Raw genomic sequence first — 21,178 nt, 5'->3', positions numbered from 1 at the left:
AATCTTCCTTAAAATTTATGAAAAGGATCTTATTTATTTTTATTCTGTTACTCTTATCTTCTACTGTTTATGCACAGCGGGATACAGATCACTGGTTTGCTCCTATGGTCGCAAGTTCTTCAAACGGTTCACCCAAACAGGCACTGTATCTTTCTACGGATAGTACTACTCCTTTTCCCGTTACGATTTACAATAATAATACGGTAATAGGAACTGTTACTATCAGTAAAGGAAATCCACAGACTTTTGATGTTCCATGGAACCTGATGACGGGTCAGAATACAACCGATGCCATGAGTGTAAAAACAAGAGGTCTCTACCTTCATGGTGATTTACCTTTCTTTGCAACCTACAGGTTTTCGGAAATCAATCACGGGGAAATTTTGACATCCAAGGGAAAGGCCGGAATTGGAACCAAGTTTTATGCGGTATATTCACCATTGATGAATAACCAGATCAGTCAGAACTTCACCTGTGGTATCTTGGCTACGGAGGATAATACCCAAGTTAAAGTTTCCGGGTATGCGATGACTACCTGGTTTTATAATAACTTCAACGGACTTACCCATCCCAGTATTACAATTACTCTTAATAAAGGCCAATCTTATATATTTGCAGGATTTGCCAATAAACCGGGAAATAAGGATGGTTTTATCGGTGCTAAAATAGAATCTACCAAACCTGTATCAGTAACTAACGGAAATTATCATGGTCAGTTTGGAATGGCACCCCCTTATTACGGAGAGGATATCGTGATGGATCAGTCTGTTCCTGTAGAACGTCTGGGTCAGGAATTTGTCCTTATCAAAGGAATGGGCAATCTTCTTCCTGAAATTGAAGGCGCTATCATTGTTGCTACTGAAAACAATACGGAAATCAGACTTAACAACAATCCTACTCCTGTTGCTACTCTGAACGAAGGACAATATTACCGTGTCAGTGCGATGAATTATATCGTTAACGGACCATCTCATCTCAATATGTATGTCAAAGCATCAAAAAATGTGTATGTTTATCAACTCCTTTCGGGTATTGCAGATAATGATGCGACAGAAGGGTTCAATTATATTCCACCTTTAAACTGTTTTCTTCCTACCGTTATTGATGAGATAGGAAAAATAGGAGAAATGCCTTATTACACAACTTTCTACCCTCCGCTTTCTGTAAAGCTTAATATTCTGACACAGACCGGAGCCGGAGTAACAGTAAACGGAGTAACTCCTCCTGTTGCACAAGGACCTTTTCCTGTAACCGGAACCCCGAACTGGGTTTCTTATTCTATTCCCAATATTTCCGGAAATGTTACCGTAACTTCCACCAAAGCTGTCACAGCTGGTATTATCGGAGGCAGTGGAAATCTGGGCTATGGAGGATATTTTGCAGGATTCAATTCTATTCCGGTGATCAGTAAATCTTCAGGGGAATGTATTCCGGGAATTGTTTTAGAGGTGGAAAGCGGTTTTGACCACTATCAATGGAATCTCAATGGAAATCCTATTCCAGGAGCCAACAACAATACCTACACTCCCACTCAGGCAGGAAATTATACGGTATCCATTACTAAAAGTACATGTACCCCTCTTACAACTTACCCTTACAAAGTATACACCTGTCTGGCGAACACTGTAAAACCAATGAATGTCTGCAGCGCAGGTACTCCTACAGCTATTACTCCTGCATTTACAAATTCTACACAGACTCCGGTACCGGGAACTGTACAGATTATTACTCCTCCCGCAAATGGAACTTTAACAGTTAATACAACGACAGGAATTCTTACCTATACGGCCAATACAGGAACAACCACTGATACTTTCACTTATAAATTCTGTGGAAATGATCCGGATTTTACGGATTGTGAACAGGTAAAAGTAAATATCACTGTTCAACCTCTTATTCTAACAAATACTACTGTCAAAAGCTGTGAAACCAACGGAACGGGTATTTTTGATCTTACTACAGCTGCTGTAGGAGGTCCGGCTACTGCCACCAGAAAATATTATCCTACTTTGGCAGATCTAAATGCAGGAACCAATGAAATTATTCCCGCTAATGCTTACCCCTCTGGGGCAAATGCCACAGTGTATGTAAAAGTAACAACAGTAGAAGGATGTACTGCTAATGCAAAAATAACACTCCAGTTTTATCCGAAGCCCAATGTACAGGATACTACACTTACAGGATGTTTTATTCTTAGTAATCCCAATACCGGAACCTTCAACCTAACAACAGCACTTGTCACAACTACCAATCCCGTGACTAAAAAATACTATCCGACATTGAATGATGCGATGAACGGAACAAATGAAATCACAACTCCAACGGCTTATACGTCTTCCAATACCACAGTATTTGTGAAAGTAATCACAGCCAACGGATGTTTTGATTTTGCTAAAATTACTTTAACTGTAATTCCTCCTAAACCTTCACCTCTTTTGACGGATCAATATATATGCCCTGATGCACGTATTACGCTGGATGCAGGACCAGGTTATACATCTTATCTATGGAGTACAGGAGCTACTACTCCTTCTATTATTGCTTCTATAGGTAATTATTGGGTAATCCTGACTTCTAATGGCTGTGAAACCAAGCAATTTGTAAAAGTAATGTCTGTTCCTGTTCCAAAAGTAAAGAAGATAGAAACTACAGGAAACACGGTAACCCTTACAGTAGAAGGTGGCGCACCTCCTTATCAGTATTCAAGGGATGGAATGACATGGCAGAATTCTAATGTCTTTACAGATCTTCCACGAGGTAAAAATATTTTCTATGTAAAAGATGCTAACAACTGTCGCCCTGTAGAAGTACAGATTCTGGTCCCGAATCTTATCAACGCAATCACTCCCAACAATGACGGTATCAATGATACATTGGATTATTCTGAACTGGCATATCTGAAGGATTTAAAGTTTGGGATCTTCAACCGATACGGACAGCTTATTCATTCTTCTGAGAAAAACAATAATTTCAGATGGGACGGTACTATCGGCGGTACTCCCGTAAACAGCGGTACGTACTGGTATGAAATAAAGTGGATAGATCCTGATACTCAAAAACTGGTTTCTTATACTGGATGGATTCTGGTAAAAAATAGAAATTAAATCAAAATACAACACTCTTGTTAGGGTTGTAATACTTTTTGTTCACAGAAACTGTCTCATTTTTTGAGACAGTTTTATTTTTTTAATATCACATCAGAATATTTCAAATGCTGGAATAGACATCAATTAGCATACCTTCAAGTTTTTTACCCAAGTAGTTATGCTACTCCTTTTGCTTTTGGTCCGGTTTTAGCAGCCTCGATTTTCTTATTATTTCTAAGCTCACGTTTCATTTTACGGTAATCCCATGGAGCAACAGCATTAATATCCTGCCAAAGACCGGCTTTTTTATTTTTAGCATTTTCCTGAATTTTACCTAGAGAAGCATCTTTGGAGTAAGAAAAATACCACCATCCCATTCCTGCTTTGATAAGCTCTTTGGAAAGATATTTTCCATCATCATAATAAACCTTTGCAATAGATCTCCCGTAGCGGTCTGTATTCGTTTCAATAAAGCTTACCGTTTTCCCGAATACCTGAGCAGAGGTAAACTGTTTCGCATTTTTCCCAAATGCCTGTCCGCTTTCCGGACAATCAACTTCGGCCAGTCTGATTTTTTTTTGCTGATTGCCTTTCAGCAGTAAAGTAATGGTATCTCCGTCTGAAATTTTGATCACTTTTCCGGTAGTCTGTGAGAATAGAAATACAGGGAAAAACAGGTACGCCAACATTAATCGTTTCATTCAGCAAATATAGGGATTAGTCGTCATTACAAATTAAAAAACCTCGCGTTTTGCGAGATTTTTAGCTTTAAGAATTTCTATCATTTTTCCTCAAAGTCAGAAGATTTTTTTTGGTAAGACTAGCTCTTATGAAAAATGCTCGTTAAAGACCTTATTATTAATTAAATCCGGATATAAAACATTTAATTCACGCAATGCCCTTTTCCTAAATTTCAAGTATGCTTTTTTAAAATCAGCATAATTACAAGATATTGTATATAAATCAGCATTCCCTTCATTAATAATTAGACTGTTATTAACATTTGAATACTCATATATAAAATTATTACTATAATAATCACAAGAGATCGTAAAAGTCTTATAAATTCCTTTTTCAATAGATAAAATCAAATCATCAAATTGCAAAATATAGTCTATAATACCTGTCTCAAGTATTATAAAATTTCTTTTACTTTTATATTGAAAAAACACAAATATTTTTCCATTAAAAAAACTCTTTAAATCATGAATTTCAAAAGCTTTAAAATCTACTTTACTTTCCTCTTTGATTGTTATTAAATCTATTTTATAATCAAAAAAAACATTCTCCATAGTTACTTAAATCTTTTCATTCGGCAAAAATAGGAATTAGTAATTCTTGTTTAATTAAAAACCCCGCATTTTGCAAGGTTTTTTTTAATATTGAATTAAGTTATTTGATTTTTTTCACCTCAAAGTAGGGAGATTTTGCGCAGCGGGGAGCCATCGCGTAAATAGCCGGAAATTAGGAAGTTGACACTAACATAGAATCTTCTATTTCCCAATAATTATCATGCAATATTAGTTCAAATACAAAGGCTCTATGCAGATAATTTTTAAAATAATGTTCAACAAATACTAATGCTCTTTTTTAGAAGGATCAAATACAATCTCTGAAAAATAGACAACACCTATCTCACATTCATTTGTATGTTTATCATACTCTGCCAGATCTAATACTTTTGCGGTACACAAATTAAATTGATTTGCTTTTATAGAACTTCGTATGCTTAAATTTTTAATATCTGGACTATTAGAAAAGTTTTTAAAAGAATCCTTCGTTCTTTTTATGCGTTTTAAATAAACTTCGGTATTATCTGTCCAGAAATATATATTTTTATTTTTAGTAGAATCTATATACAAATTGCAAAATTTTTCAGGATTATTAAAAAGGTTGTTATGAGCTTTTGTCCTCTCTTCGCCATATTTATCATCACTATTTTTAAGCCAAGCTACTCTTAAACTATCAAAATATTTTTTTTCACCTAAATAATTATCTCCAAAATAATAAAATATCAACTGATCTGTTAAATCATTATATAGTTTTACATTAGTATCGGTAGATTGGCTTACACATTTTTTCAATTCCTCCTTACAATTCGTAAGTAATAAAGAGGATAATAAAATTATAACTATTTTAGTTTTAAAATTCATATTATTTAGGGATTTTGGGTTAATAACATGGTCTTACTCGCAAATTATCTTTTGGTTTTTTATAAATAGATGGCATTTTTTGTGATTTTAAGTCCCTGATTTCACGTTGTTTCCTAAAATCTTTTGCAGCATTATTCCTCCTAATTCCATCAAACTTTTCAGTAATTATGTCACGATCAGAAGCAGAAAATTGAGTATCTGTTCCAAAATAAACAGTTTCCCAATTATCTCCTACATCTCCAATACCACTTTTTGATTTAAAACTCGTCTTAAAAAGTGGTTCAGATTCCTTGGAATGATGGTCAATTGCATAGTCTGCCCAATGACCACCTTCATGAATTATTATTTCTGCTAAATTATCAATATACTTTTTATTTCCTTTATTTTTTGAAACCGTATTTACTACGCCAGAATCTATTGTAATAACATCGGGATTCTCTGGATCAAATTGCGCCAAATGTTGTATACTTTTATTCATTATAACAGTGGGCCCATCTCCATCTCTGAGCATTTTCCGTATCATTTTATCATCTACACCAAATTTCTCTTTAAACTCTTTCCGAAATTCTGAATCTCGAAACACCGCTTTTATAGTTTTTATTGCCGCTGTATATAATGCTCTTTCCTCTCTCGTAGCATTTGCTGGTAATCTAAAATTTCCATCAGGATCAATGTAATTAATAGGGTTGTTTCCACAATATGCATACGGACTCCAGCTCGGATACTTCTCCGCTAGTGGATCTACCCCATACCAAATACTAGCTCTTGGGTTATAATATCTTGCTCCGTAATAATACAGCCCTGTTTCTCTATCCAGTTCTTTTGCATTGAACTTATATGGGTTATCATATACTCCTGTTCTCTGCTCCAACATCGTTTCTCCGAATGGTAAATTTAAGAAAAACTGAGACGTCTAATCACCCGTATTGTTATATAATTAACTGTTCGTAAATGATCACCAAGCAATATAATTCTAACACTCATTATTATTTTTTACGAAGCAAAGCTCCTTTTCTCTTTTCCGAACAATCGACTTAAGCCAGTCTGATTTTTTTTTGATGATTGCCTTTTAGCAGTAAAAAATGGTATCTCTGTCTGAAATTTTGATCACTTTTCCGGTAATCTGTGAGAATACGAATACAGGGAAAAGCACGTACAACACCATTAATCGTTCCATGGGGCAAATATAGGAATTAGCCGTTATTAAAAATGAAAAAACCTCGCGTTTGCGAGGTTTTTATAAGACCTACTTATATTTGCCAGTGACCAATACTTATTGGCAATGAAGGGTAAGCTTTCATAAAATTACTATACTCAAAATATTGGAAATAGAAATATTCAATATTAATTTCAATTCTATCAATACTTATCTTAAGATTTAAAAAAAAAGTTACAAATTCTTTAATAAAATCATTAATATTAATTATAATATTTTTATCAGCATACACCCCCCCATTTATCTCATTACTACTATAACCTCCTCCCCAGTAAATAGAATGCTCTTCTACAAAAGCAATAAAACTATTTATTTCATAAGTATCAAATTTATGTCCATTAATTAAAATTTTAAATTCAAATATATCTTTCATTATTTTTTAATTTCTTTCTTAGTAACATCATCAATTATACTATTAACCTGTTTCTTGATATTTGATAGAGTGCCTTTTGGAATGTCTTTTTTACCATGGTCAGCAACAGTAACGTATAGTTCTGAACCTGGATATTTAAATTTCTTATGACTTCCTGCTTGGGCAACTTCTTCAAATCCATTTTTTTCCAATTGTTTAATAACTTCTTTAGAATTCATAACTTTTTTCCAAGCAATATCACATGGTCCTCCATTATGCACTAAAATAGATGAATTAGTAACAAAATAATTATGGTTATCTTCTACTATAAAATTATAGACATAATTTAATTTTTTTACTTTTTTTATTGAAGTTACTTGAATATATTCACCTTTATAATTCGATAATAAATTGCCTGGTTTAATATCTGAAGCCTTAACCCATTTTGCTCCAATATAAAAGGGATGTTCAGGAGTTGATAAAATTATCTCATTATGAGTAGTAATTTCCATCAAGTCACGTGATAAATTTTCACTTACTTCATTTACTTTTTTAAATTCAGTTTTCTTTGTTTGTAGATTATAAGATAGAACTTCATCTCCAATCTTTATATCTTCGATCTTTTTATATCCTCCTGACACTTTAATCAATGTTCCTTTTACAAAACATAGAATTTGTCCGAAAGACTGCATACTTTTTGCAATTTTTCCTACAGCAGATACTCCCCCAAAAACCACTAATTCTTTAGTAGCTTCTGCTCCTTCCTGTTCATATTTTTTTGCCTGAGCCTCATTGCCTTTATCTCGCCAATGAGTCTGCATCTGCATACTATGAGCTGCTTCTCCACTAGCGTAAGCAATCATAATCTTAGTTCCCAAACCTCTGGTTAAAAATGTGTCTGCTAACGCAAAGGAAGCCATATTAATATTTTTAGACAATTCTAAATACTCACCAGCAACCTGAGATCTTGTCTGAGGATTATCTCCATAAATATTCCAGCTTAGTGTCTGTTTACCATTAGGATCAACATACTTAATCGGATTCTGATATGTATAAATATAAGGATTTAGGTTACCCCAATAAAATACTCCTCCATTATGCTGTCCTTCACCGTAAAACTCAGTCTCCATCGCCGGATTGTAAACAGCCAACGGATCCACCCCATACCAGATACTCGCTCTCGGGTTATAATATCTTGCTCCGTAATAATACAGCCCGGTTTCTCTATCCAGTTCTTTTGCGTTGAACTTATATGGGTTATCATATACTCCTGTTCTCTGCTCCAGCATCGTTTCTCCGAATGGTAAATTTAAGAAAAACTGAGACGTCTAATCACCCGTATTGTTATATAATTAACTGTTCGTAAATGATCACCAAGCAATATAATTCTAACACTCATTATTATTTTTTACGAAGCAAAGCTCCTTTTCTCTTTTCCGAACAATCGACTTCAGCCAATCTGATTTTTTTTTGATGATTGCCTTTTAGCAGTAAAGAATGGTATCTCCGTCTGAAATTTTGATCACTTTTCCAGTAGCCTGTGAGAATAGGAATACAGGGAAAGGCAGGTACAGCAGCATTAATCGTTTCATAGAACAAATATAGGGGTTAGTGGGGCTTTTTAATTAAAAAACCTCGCGTTTTGCGAGGTCTTTTAAAATTATTAGGGATACTTATAGTTTCCTTTTTATTAATTTAAACTTTTCTTTAGATCCTTTTTCAAATTCTGTCCATAAACTTGTTTCGGTAAATAAACTTAAACAAAAAGCACCATATCCTATATCTGAATGGGGATATATTATTAAATTATGTTTTGGCAAAACAAAAAATAAATAACCCGAATCTTCTGGCAATATATCTGATCCCATCATCAAAAAGGATAGATCTAAAATATCCTGATATTGACAATTCTTAAAACATCTAAAACTAGAACTTATTTCAGAAAAAATTGAATCATTAATATTTTCTAGATTATCATCAAATACATTCTCTAAAATTGGTAAAATATATCCTTTTGAGCTTAAATTATATTCCAGTGTTTTATACTTTAGTTTTTTGTAATCAATATAAAGCGAAGTAACAACAATTATTTCATCAAAATATTTTTGAAAATGCAACTTAAAAAAATCAACTGTAGCTTCATATTTTTCCGAGTAGTCTGCTACAAAATTTTCGTCCCAAAAAATTGTACTTAAAAAAAAAGGATTGTCAATTTTTATAGGATTATCTAAATTACTGTCCAGTATATTAGATAAAAAATTATAAACTTCATTTTTATTCATAATTTATAAGTTCTTTTTTAAGATCTTGCTATCACTAGAAGTTACTGTTATTTTTTTACTTTTTGTTGGCTCGTTTCTTCCAATCCCAACTTTCCATTCTTTTTCACCACTATGTTCTGTAGTGCTCTTCTGCCAAATTTCATTTGTTTTGTTATTAGTATAATTTTTTCCTTTTTTATTAAAGTTTTGTGGATGAGAATCTGGGGTTTGGACTATATCACCTACTTCGGCACTATTTACTTTTTTCTTGTCATTTTTAGAATGATCTGTATTTAAAATAGTAATCTTTTGTTTTATTGCCGCAGGAAAATCTTTAATTGTTAAATTATCTTGTTCTGCTACAGGAAAACTTTCTTGTAATAGTTTTTCTTTTTCTTCCTGATGTGAAAGTCTGCTAAATTCATATCCTCTTTGTTGCTGAAAAATTTTTTGTTGTTGCAAGGCTCCATATCCTGCGGCTACTAATCCTCCAAAAACTCCTCCTGCAACTCCACTTACAAAGCCCCCTGTCCCTAAAACAATTATTCGGGCCCCTCCTAAAAGAGGTAAAGAAACTGTTTGCTTTCCATTTGGATCAACATATTTAATAGGATTTTGGTAGGTATAAATATAAGGATTTAGATTTCCCCAAAAATATACTCCATCGTTATGTTCTCCTTCTCCATAAAATTCTGTTTCCATCACAGGATTATGTACAGCTAACGGATCCACCCCATACCAGATACTCGCTCTCGGGTTATAATATCTTGCTCCGTAATAATACAGCCCTGTTTCTCTATCCAGTTCTTTTGCATTGAACTTATATGGGTTATCATATACTCCTGTTCTCTGCTCCAACATCGTTTCTCCGAATGGTAAATTTAAGAAAAACTGCGTACTCTGAGCGCTGGAATTGGTAACAAATGTTGCTGTTCCTAAATGGTCATTATGCAAATAGTATAATCCTAACTGGCTGGTTGGTCCGTTTAAAGTATTCAGCTCTGCTGAAATATCGCCTACTCCTGCTTTTTCAAGGTATGTTTTAAAATCAACAGAAGGGTCAGGTTCTTTCATTGTTGTTCCCTGATCAGAAGCTCTGAGGTTTAATGGAACAAAAATATTGCTTCCATCCATCACCCTGCTTGCAAAACGGGTTGATCCTTCAAAATAATGTTTGGTATACTGCCCGTTTAAGGATACCGTTACATATGGATTAGGATACAATGTATAGTCAGTTAAGCTTAAGCTACCCGGATCTACCAATTCTCCATTCTGATATAACTGAGAACTTCCATGAAGATTGTACTTTATCGTTCTTTCTCCTTTGTCGTCGTATGCATAATATTGGTATACACCAGAATCATCACTGTAAAAAGCTTTTAAACGATCCTGTTCATCCCAGAACATATGCTTAGAACCAAATTCATCAACATGCTCAATAGTATTCCCATTTTCATCATAGGCAAAAAGCTGTTGTGTCCCGCTAATATTACCGTCAATAATTGACTTTACTTTATGGGTTTCCGGAATATACTTATAGTTATTAGAGTAGGTATTCAGTGGTTCCGGCTGCTGATCGATCTGATGCACCTGCTCCTTCAATACAATCCCTCCACTTTCGTTATACATAACCTTCCTAAGCTCAAAATGTGAGTTACTTTGCGCATATGGAGAAGTATTAGGAGTTGTAGGAGTTCCTCCTTTATCATTAAGTCCCATATCACTTTCCGTACCAATCAATCTGTTTAAGGTATCATACCCATATTTGAAAGCATAGGTACCTCCCATTTGATTCGGAGTTACGCCTACATCATTGGCAAGGCGGATAATATTTCCTCTCTTATCATATTCATAGCTGTTGGATAAAAATGCATTGGAATTGCTCCATAACCCAAAGTGATCTAACCTTCTGTTGGTAGCAATATATGAATAATCTGTTCTTGTTCCATTTCCATAGTTCGCTGCTGTTCTCTGCTCATAAAGGTTATATTTGATATTCTGAATATAATTATAACTTCCGTTGGTTACCGTTTTAAGATTCCCTCCCAGGTCATAACTGTAAGTAAGCTGCTCTCCATCCGGATACGTCAGTTTTTTAAGACGGTTCCAGCTGTCATAGATATAATCCGTTTTAAACTCCATCGTTGGAATACTGTATCCGAATATCCTACGGGTTTCCGATATTACTTCACCCAGCTTACCATAATTGTAAGTAGTATACCCTGTTCCATCTGTTTTTGTTGTAATCCTTCCGGAATTATTTCCTGAATTGGCAGGCATATAATCGTAATGAACGTTATTAGGATTAGTAACTCCGCTTGGAAGGTCAGGAAGTATAATATCTGTCAGTCTGTTCTTATCATATTTATAATGGATAAAATGACTCTGTATATTAGGATCATTAACAAGATTTGGAGTTACAAATCTGATCAGATGTCCAGCGGTATCATATTCATAAGTAGTCTGCCCTTTATCAGGGTGCAACATTTCTGTTCTTCTTCCGGCAAGGTTATACTTATAGGTCGTCTTAATACCTTGCGGATCAGTTACCATAAGCAGTTCACCTATTGTATTGTATTCAAATTTTGTAGACAGCGGATCACTATTCAGGTAATTTATCTTCTCAACAACCTGTCCTTCTGCGTTAGCAAAGGTTTCCGTCTTCATAACATCAAACTCTTCTGTAGTTTTAAGCAGGTTTCCTTCAATCTGATAGGTAAGATTCTTCATCACCCCATCTTCATCCTTCATACTGTTAATCCTGTCTGAATGATCATAACTGGTTCTTACTACGTTCTGAGCAACTGACAGGTTAAGATTATCTGTCATCTGATCTTCCTGTACCGGATGATACTGTTCTATTGTTCTTCCGAATACATCAAATACTCCTCTTCCTGAAACAGATCTTTTTTCCACACCACTTACATCAATATCTTTCTTCACCTGTATTACTCTTCCCATAAAATCTGAGTAAGAATCTGTATTAATCAGGTTATTCGGATGGTCTGCATCATAATGAGAGGTTCTGGCACGGAATATTTTAATATTCTGATCCGAACTCGGCATACCATAATGGTCATAATAATAAGAGTGAGTTATTGTAGAAACATTTGCAGGGCTATAAGGTTCAATGATGGATATAGGCCTTCCATAGTCATCATATCCATATTGTATTACATTTCCTGTTATATCCGTACTTTTTGTTAAAACATCCAAATAAAGATTATACTGTCCAAAGGAAATATATCCAAAGGCATCAGTTGTCCTTATTACATACTTACCTGTTTCATCATCATATTCGTAGGAGATGGAATATCTGTTTTGTGATTCATCAGGCGGATAAGTTACCGTTTTAACATTACCGGAAGGTTCATAAGTATAATCTGTTATGATATCCTGAGAACCATCAAATACGATATATTTTCCGATATCCCCTGTATTAGCGTTTACATCCTGGGTTTTTCTCTTCCTTAAAAGAGTAGATCCTGTGCCGTCATATACATTGATCTCTTTTGGTACTGCGATCATATTTTTATTCAGCCCGGTCCAATAAGTGATCACAGATTTATAGGAATTAGTAGGGCTGGTATAGGTATAATTTGAAACCAATCCGGTATTGTAATCATACTCCATTTTTTCCGTAGTCTCTATTTCACCACCATTTTCAAATCTCGTATTGATCTTTGTATTCAACAGAACGGTAGCCATTCTTCTACCTTCTGTTCCTCCGGTATCAAAACTTTCCGCTAAGTAATTAGGGTCTATTTTGGTTGTATTATCTTTAAATTTATATAAACGATAGTTATAGATCACTTTGGAAATTAACTCATCATTTCCCGAAAGGATTTTACTTTGTTTAATTAATCCGTTTAAGAAATAACTTGTATTGTAATACGTATCCTCAGTTTTACGGTAAGGATTTCCATCAATATTTATTTCTTCACGTGTTACTTTTCCAAAACCAAAATTATCTCTTTCTCTTCTGTCATATCTGGAATTTTCAAATTTATATTGGGTTACAATATCTTTTTCTGTACTGGAAAGCGTATAGTCTGTACTAAAGACATCCGGATTTAATATTTTAACCTCTTTAACCACCAGTTTTGCATGTGGATCCTCATAGTTCGGCTGTGTAAACTGATAGTCTATAGTGTACTTCCCTTTGGTTATGTTTTGAGTAACAGATTTCAGTTTATTGGTTTTTCCAATCAAAGAATAGTTAACTGTAAATCCATTACTGTTATCTACTACAAGATCTACAAATCCATCTCCGTTCATATCTCTGAAAGCCTTTTGAGTATCAGAAACATTGATCCCCAAGTTGGCCGTAGCTCCTGCCCCTACTTTTATGAAAAGATTCAGAATCGGAACAGGAGGAATAATCGGGATAGGTCCTATGTTCACCATAAAGCTTCCTCCGAAAGAGAAATAGCCATTATATGAGCCACTTTCTTCAGTAAAATCTACATTTCCTACTGTTTTAAGCAATGGAACAGCTGTATCAAATTTATGTCCTAAATTATAGCGAACATTGGTCCATTTAGTGCAACCTGGCAATAGATCGCAATTTTTCACCTCAAGAATATCAATTAAACCATCTCCGTTGATATCTTCATATACAACATCTGCAGTCCCCTTTGAAGCTGAACCGCCTAAGCTTGCACTGATACCAAATCCAAAGCTGCTCAAGGCACCCATATTTGCTGAAGATCCTAAACCTCCGCCTATAGAAACATTTTCACTTCCTATCGGGTGAGATCTGTAAGTAATCATATTCTCAACAGGTTTCATCCCCGATAGTTTTTTTCCTAAGTTGAGCATTACTCCCATGTTTATTGCTCCTCCGTTTACCACTCTGTCAGGAAGTCCATCACCATTAATATCCATCCAAAAGTTATTTCCTGAATCAAATGAGTTAAAATACTTAGTAACTCCTGCACTAGCAGATCCAGACCCAGACCATGGCATAGAAGAATCTCCTTTTGAAGTAGTACCCAACAAACCATTTACACTAATTCTTCCGCTAGCAGAAAAAAGGTTATAAGAGAATCCCAGAGAATTCATCTTCTGATAGGTATTGGAATCCGTAGGAAAACCTCCCGATGGTACCAGGTTTATATCATCTAAACTTCCGACTGAGTTTGTCATTTGAATAGACTCAGGATATACCATATCAGGATACCCGTCTCCATTTATATCAGAGAAAGTCTGAGTTTCAATACTTCCCTTTCCCCAAGGTACAGTTTCTGATTCAGCTTCAGATATTCCTACACCTCCTACTGATACATTTAATGTATTCGTTGTATTACGGGTGTAGCTGCTCTGTTTTCTACTGATAGCCTTCATTGTGGTATCCAATGAAAGTACTTTTGTCACCAGAGTAGTAGGTGTTACCGATGGTGTATTAGGTATAGGATTATTGAAATAATTGACAGTTTCATCATCCTTGAAAGAACCTGCAGAAGCGAACTGATTCTCTCCGGCTCCCACCCAAATGCTTTTAACAGTATAGTTCCCTCCTGTATTTACCAGCGAACTATAGGGTTTCATAGGAGAAACAAATTGGGAAACTGTATTATTTCCTGTGTTAGGATTCGCATTAGGTAAGTTATCAATACACTTAGCCAACTCCTCTGCAGATAAAGGAGGCTGCTGAATACATTGTGGATAAGTATTTTGAGCTACATTACCCGGAGTCATAGTTTCTGCTTCAATTGGTTTTCCATAGGTATAACCTTCTATAATTCCCGGATTGTATAAAAATTGTCCCCAGTTATTATAGACAGCAGTTTTTGGGTTATACATTGCTGTATTTACCGAAGTTGGCGGTACAGAGGTAATCAGCTCACCACTTCCATAAATTTTGAATGGTTTCCCCTGGAAGTATTGAGAATATTTATTGAATAAAGCGTAATCACCATCAGTTTTACAATACACCTGAATATTAACAAGATGAGGTTGACCAAATTCTGGTATTGTTAAATCTCCCTTATAAAAGCTGATAGGACTCATTCCCGGAACATCAAATCCACCAATCATATCCTCTTCTTTAATCACGGAGTTAGCTCCATTAGCAGCTACGGTTACTTTTCTTTTCCCCATCACCGTTGATCCGATTTTGATTACGTAATAAAACGTTCCGGTTGAAAGAGTAGAAAAGTTTGTAACACTTTTGTCTATCTGAACACCAAAAGCTCTTTTTCCACTAACGATATTAGGATTATCCTGAGTATTTCTAATGTCTATCCTTGCTCTTAGTTGTGTTACTGCATATGAAGGATACTGAGCAACCGGATACAAATCTAAGTTAACTGATGCATTATTATTTGAAACAGCATTATAATGTACTTTGATTTTATCTTTCCAGTTGCTGTTGAAGAATGATGTATGAGAATCAGATTCTACAATAAATTTCAAATAAACAGGCTCACTTGAATTCACATTCAAAGTACCTGTATAAGCTTCAGTATTAAAAGGATCATATGACTGAATGTATTCGGAAGAATGAAGTACCGTAACTGCACCGGTATTTGCATTTTCAGCAATTACTTTAAAGGTAAAGCTATCTGTACTATTAGGAAAATTAACACTTTCCACTGTAATATTTGCTGTCCCCGTACCATCCAGATATGCTGATGTTAATAAATTATTGGTAAGGAAGTTACTTCCATAATTTCCATTATTCAACCTAAACTGGTCCTGAAATATAAACTTGCTTGACAAAGGGGATCCTGTTGTGGGATCAACATAAATAACTTCCGGATTAGAGTTTACCTCTAAATTTTTCGTCATACTTTTATGCAATCTTATATATACCTTTTCCCCACTTTTTACAAAAATCCTGTTGGAAGTATTAGCAGCTCCTACCTGATTGGATACTGTATTATTTCCCGGTGAAATGGCATTCATCTCTGTATAATAATCATTATACTTCGAGATCGAAATATTTTTTGCCAGGCCACCAGGGGTAAGCTCAGTAAGATAAACTCTTGTGTTAACAGAAGCACCCGAAGACGCGTAAGGAGCTTCCACCGAATAATACATTTTTATGGGTAAATCACCCTGATCTCCAGTATAAGAAGGTACAGATATATTATCTTTAATCGTGATATAACCATCCTGTGAAGCTATCCATACTTTTACAACATCAGTAATAGGTACTGCTGGAATATCTGGAGTAACAATAGGATCGTCCGGTGGTAAGACCGGAGGTGCAATTGGCTTGTCCTTCACTACCATATTTTCTGTAAATTCAGAATGTATGGTCATTTCAGGCTGTTGTGAAGTCTTATTATATTTATTAAACCACACCTGTCCATTATTGACAATATCAACCAAACCGTCAGAATTGGCATCAATCAGATAGGTAGATGTGGTTCCTCTGGATGTAGATTTAATCTGGGATCTACTGTATACTGTAGCTCCCATATCCCATCCTGAATTGTTGGTCTTGGTTTCGGTATAGGTAAAGTTATTATTATAATTTAATAAGGGTTTGGCTGGTAAAAAAGATAAATGACCGTCCTGATCCAATTTTCCCTGACTGAATTTCAGTTCAGAAGAAGTTCTGTAGATCATATCCTGAATACCGTCTCCGTTAAAATCAATAAGCTGCTGTGCATTTTTTGCTTCAGCAGTAGAATATCCAAAAGGGAATCCAAACATCAGGTGTCCATATGCATCATTGGAAGAATAAAAGAAATTCAAGCCGGCAGCCGGTCTGAAGTTTAATCCATTTTCAGAGGAAATATTTCCATTGATTTTGGATGGTTTCAGAATATTTTCGATCAGTCCATTATAGACATTTTCAGAATTCTGTACCTGCACCTGAGTATCAGGTCCAAATATCTGATTATTTTCTACCTGGTTATAGTATTCAAAAGAATAGTCATCAACAATAGGAAGCGGATTCACAATCTTAATGTTGTATACCTGACTGTATAATCTTTTTAACCTTGTTTTATTAAATTGTCCATCTTCGTATTCTGCTCCATAGGTTCGTATTTTTTCTGTCTTATGTTTTATATCAATAGATTTTAAAAGATACGGTTCCACTCTTTTCAATCCCTGTTTAGCATTGATACTGATATCTTTTCTGCTAATCCCGGTTTCAGCAATAAAATTAACACTGTAATCCTGATTTTTTCCGTAAGTTATTTTTTGAATAAGAAAATAAACTCCTCCGGTTAGGGCATTAGTTGATCCAAGATCCAATATGCTTTTCTGATAGGTAAACATCATTTTATTACCATTACTGTCTTCTACCATTCTTAATCCCCAATGAACAATCTGGCCTTCGTCATTTTTTATAACAGAATTATCACTTCCGCCATAATAACTCTTAGTACCATCTGTAGAAGTTACTATCCATGAATAATCAGAAGGAGTATTCCCTTCTCTTTCTATAAGAGTAAAATCATGGTTTTTTCTGAGATAAAATTGCTTTTTTCCCGTCGAATTACGTGCCTGCCTTGCTGTTGTAATATCTGTAGACGTCTCACTTGTATTATTATGTCTGTGTGGCAAGTAACCATTAGGATAAACAAGCATTTCACCATCTAAAGTATACAGTTCCGTTTCCTGGGCACCAAACTTAGGTGTTCCCCATCTGGTATCTATTGTGATCGCAGATAATCCCTGAAGATCCCATCCTTCACCCATCCATCCATTACCTGCTCCACTGTTGTATCCTATTGCTAAAGAAGGTTGTAATCCTCCCAATCCTGCAGGGATTTTAATAGGATAATTCATACTTGCATCACCTTTTTGGTTTGCTGTAGGAGCATTCATCAGCTGCATTCCTGCCATAGGATCTGCGGCTTTCAATCCACTGATACTTGTTGGTGAAAAAGCTGTTGTTTGAGGAGATTCCGGAGCGGAAATAATTCCGTTGATATAATCATGGTCTCCATCTCCTTCTACCATTACCGTTTTATTTTTCTCATCAACAACTGATTTGTCTGCTACCCATTGTTTCTTGGCATAATCAAAATGGAAAATTTTAATGTCTTTAGGAGAAAACAATCCCAATCTTTTGACATCATATGGAATGGTAATTTTTGCTTTTTTCGCCAGCTTCCCTGACACTACGGAAAATCTGTAAGCCGCATTATTCAAGGTTACATTTTTAAGTCCCTGAGATACTGCCGGTATATCTTTTTCCCTTAATTTCAGTACTTCTATATAAGCCGATTCTGATGTTCCTTTCTCAATAGAAATATTTGCATCTTCATAGCTTATGCTAAATTCCTTATCTTTTGAAACTTCAATCCCTTTTGATTTTGCATAATAATGATCAATTACTTTGAAAGACTTTGTAGAAGCCGGAATTTTATAGATACTGGTCATACCTCCTGCAGTAATTGAGAATGAACCATCTATCTTATTTTTTTCCGAAAGTTTGATTACTTTTTCAAACTCACCTTTCTTTACAGCAACAGTTTCATTATTTACTATGACATCTGATAAAGATCCAATATTTCCTTTTACATACAACTGGTCTTCTGAAAGTATAGAACTTACTATAGGGCTTATATTTGATTTTCTATCTTTCTCAAAAACCAAACGTAGGTTTTTCACTTTGTATTTTACTCCAGCCGTGGGTGCGGTAAAGAGTATAGAATTGGAACCTGTTTTAATAAGTTCCGAATTAATAGCCTCTTTCTGATGACTCCATTTTGTGCTTGGAACAATAATTCCTCCTCCTATCGCAATATTATGATTGATAGATCTGGATACAGATTCATGAGAGGCCAATCCAAATAAATCGTATTCCAAATAAGCCACTGCATTTTCTTCCACAGAAGGAATATCAATTGTAAAAAAATTATCAGAAACTTCATCCTCTTCCTGATCTGTGAAAGCACCAATAGTTCCTTCTCTTTCCTTTGATGGATAAAAACTGCTATTATTACCTCCACTATTATTCTCAGATTCAGAATGTTCTAAATTCTTATTTCCCGAATTTAAAAATATAGAATGATCTTCACCTAAAACATTTTTGTTTGACGATCCTTCGGATGGTGTTAATTGATTAAAAGAGGTGTCTTTTGCATTTTCATCAAGTAAATCAACTTTTTTATCAGTCCATTTACTTATAAGTTCTTTTTTAAATCCCAGCACCTTCTGCCTGTCTTCTTTGGTAAAGCTTGCAAAAACAAACATGAACGCAAAGAAAACTATCAACAGACAAGACTTCTTGGTAACAGGAAATTGATCCGTATTTATTTTCATGGTTTAGTTTAATCAACGATTAATTTGAACGTTTTTATAATTTTTTTATCTTGGATAAGATTAATGATATAGGCACTTTGAACTTCAAGCTGACCCGTGTAATGATTTGATTTTCGGTCGATATTATCAAATTTGACCAATCTTCCAGCTCCATCATAAATGGAAATCCCAAGTCCTTCCATAGGAGGGAAAGTCACTGTAAAAGTCTGACCTTTTTTGACAGGATTCGGATAAAGATTAATTTTAGTCATATTCAGTGATAACTCACTGCTACTAATTGAAAATCCGGAATCTGATTTTTGATTCCCACCTTCACTCTTAGCCTCTTTCAATGGACTTACTGCAAAGGTGAAATGGGCCGTATCGCCATTATCAAAGTCATTAAGGAAATCAACTTTATTAAAAATGATATAGTTTGCCGTTTCAGATCCCTGAATTTTTTGAATATTCCCGTCAGGTTTCTTCAAGAACATCCAATAGGCAACAGGTAAAGATCTTGGATTCACCGTTTCTTTCAATATTCTTACACTGTAATCCGTTTTAGAAACTTTATTACCTATGAAGTTGATTTCCCAGTTTTTTTGCAAAACATCAAAGTTTCTATCATTTTTTAAAACCAATTCATTATTATCATCAGACCAAATCACAAACTGATTATTCTCAAAAACAGCCTGATTCTCTACATTGGTTCTTTCAATAGAATTTTTCCCAATTGTTAAAAATAGATCAGCCTGGTTGGAAGATTGTTTTTGATACAATTCATTACCATTGTCCCTTCCTAATCCTGTTGGTTTATACCTAAATTCTTTATGCTTTTCAGGATCCCAGATCACCTTTCCATCACTGCTGTAATATTTCCCTTTTTCCAATGAAATTCCATATTTAATAGAGAGATAGGAATGTATCTTACCAAGATCTGAAGATTTTGCTTTTCTTGGAAAAAATATCATCTCGTAAAGATTCTGATCTTCAAATTTAATTTTCAAACTATCAGATTTATCACGATTTGGATCTGCAACCGCTACAAACGAAAAAAGACTTGGCCTTTTTCTAATTTCAACAGTCTTTTCTCTACCAGTTTTAAAGTTGTTATTTCCCAGGGAAATCTTTTTTTCAGTATTTTCCCATATCAACTCATCTTCCTTCGATCGGTGGACAACCGTAAGAGTATGACTCTTATTTTTACTGTATTTAATATATTTTTTGAAAAGCTTATCCTTGATACCACAATGAAAATTGAGTAAGTTTTCATCTTTGCACTTCGTTACTTCACGAAGGGTTGGATTAGCTTTTTCCCATAATAGGGCATCAGATCCCACTAGTTGAGAATAAACAGACACAGAACACGATAAACAAATTACCGCGAATGCCTTAGCATAAAAAGAGTTATACATACTAGATATTTTTTACCAAATGAATAGTCAGCAGAAGCCAACTCAAGTTTAGTTTGAAAATTAACCGAAAAAAGAAAACTATCTTAAAAATTCAGAATATGATAGGAGAAAGAGATGAAAATGGTTGGTTTCTTCATAGTATTATCGTGGTATTAATTTTTTTTTGCAAATTTATAAAAGAAATAGATACCACGATTTTTTTTTTAACAATTTTTAACAGAGAAAAAACTTCTAATTCTTTCATTTTACTGAATGATCAATGAAATCCTTTATTAAAGCGGAAACCATGAACAAACGGTTTTAAATAAAAAAGTAAAAAAAAATGAAAATTTTTTCACCTTTTTTCAAATACGATAAGTCAATGGTTATTAATCATGTAAAGTTAATAAAGTTCTATTCATCAAAAATTAATTTAAAATTATTCTTCATTTTATTTTTTTATTTGAAAAAGTATTGTACCTTTGCAACCGCAAAAACGAAGTA

Annotated in this window: 9 protein-coding genes and 1 pseudogene; 1 reads left to right on the top strand and 9 read right to left on the bottom strand. The window is 34.5% G+C overall.

Annotation, left to right across the window (positions count from 1 at the left end; genetic code table 11):
• The first annotated feature begins 17 nt into the window (after positions 1-17).
• Positions 18-3,104 (top strand): T9SS type B sorting domain-containing protein, encoded by a 3,087-nt coding sequence (locus tag FW780_RS21180; protein ID WP_149835583.1) that lies wholly within the window; start codon positions 18-20, stop codon positions 3,102-3,104.
• Positions 3,105-3,262: 158 nt separating this feature from the next.
• On the opposite strand, the gene FW780_RS21175 is transcribed toward FW780_RS21180, so the two are convergent.
• The 9 genes and pseudogenes from FW780_RS21175 to FW780_RS21125 form a co-directional block, all read right to left on the bottom strand.
• On the bottom strand, positions 3,263-3,787 hold the full coding sequence (locus tag FW780_RS21175) for a thermonuclease family protein (protein WP_149835582.1): 525 nt from the start codon (positions 3,785-3,787) through the stop codon (positions 3,263-3,265).
• Positions 3,788-3,913: 126 nt separating this feature from the next.
• A complete protein-coding gene (locus tag FW780_RS21170; RefSeq protein WP_149835581.1) occupies positions 3,914-4,378 on the bottom strand; it encodes a hypothetical protein in 465 nt (154 codons plus the stop codon).
• 285 nt (positions 4,379-4,663) lie between these two features.
• Positions 4,664-5,239, bottom strand: coding sequence for a hypothetical protein (locus tag FW780_RS21165; RefSeq protein ID WP_149835580.1), 576 nt, complete (start codon positions 5,237-5,239; stop codon positions 4,664-4,666).
• A 19-nt stretch (positions 5,240-5,258) separates the two neighbouring features.
• A pseudogene (locus FW780_RS21160) lies at positions 5,259-6,116 on the bottom strand (RHS repeat-associated core domain-containing protein); the annotation flags it as partial.
• A 373-nt stretch (positions 6,117-6,489) separates the two neighbouring features.
• On the bottom strand, positions 6,490-6,828 hold the full coding sequence (locus FW780_RS21150; RefSeq protein ID WP_149835578.1) for a hypothetical protein: 339 nt from the start codon (positions 6,826-6,828) through the stop codon (positions 6,490-6,492).
• Positions 6,828-8,096, bottom strand: coding sequence for a polymorphic toxin-type HINT domain-containing protein (locus FW780_RS21145; protein WP_149835577.1), 1,269 nt, complete (start codon positions 8,094-8,096; stop codon positions 6,828-6,830). The genes FW780_RS21150 and FW780_RS21145 overlap by 1 nt, the downstream gene beginning before the upstream one ends.
• A 384-nt stretch (positions 8,097-8,480) precedes the next feature.
• Complete coding sequence (locus FW780_RS21135) at positions 8,481-9,089, bottom strand: hypothetical protein (RefSeq protein WP_149835576.1); 609 nt, start codon at positions 9,087-9,089, stop codon at positions 8,481-8,483.
• 3 nt (positions 9,090-9,092) lie between these two features.
• On the bottom strand, positions 9,093-19,301 hold the full coding sequence (locus FW780_RS21130) for a SpvB/TcaC N-terminal domain-containing protein (protein ID WP_149835575.1): 10,209 nt from the start codon (positions 19,299-19,301) through the stop codon (positions 9,093-9,095).
• Positions 19,302-19,309: 8 nt separating this feature from the next.
• Entirely contained in the window at positions 19,310-20,695 is a 1,386-nt protein-coding gene (locus FW780_RS21125; RefSeq protein WP_149835574.1) for a T9SS type A sorting domain-containing protein, read from the bottom strand.
• Positions 20,696-21,178: the final 483 nt, after the last annotated feature.

This window comes from Chryseobacterium sediminis, assembly GCF_008386505.1.
In the GTDB taxonomy this organism is placed as follows: domain Bacteria; phylum Bacteroidota; class Bacteroidia; order Flavobacteriales; family Weeksellaceae; genus Chryseobacterium; species Chryseobacterium sediminis.
Note: the sequence above shows the minus strand (reverse complement) of the source record. Positions and strands in the feature narration are given on the sequence as shown.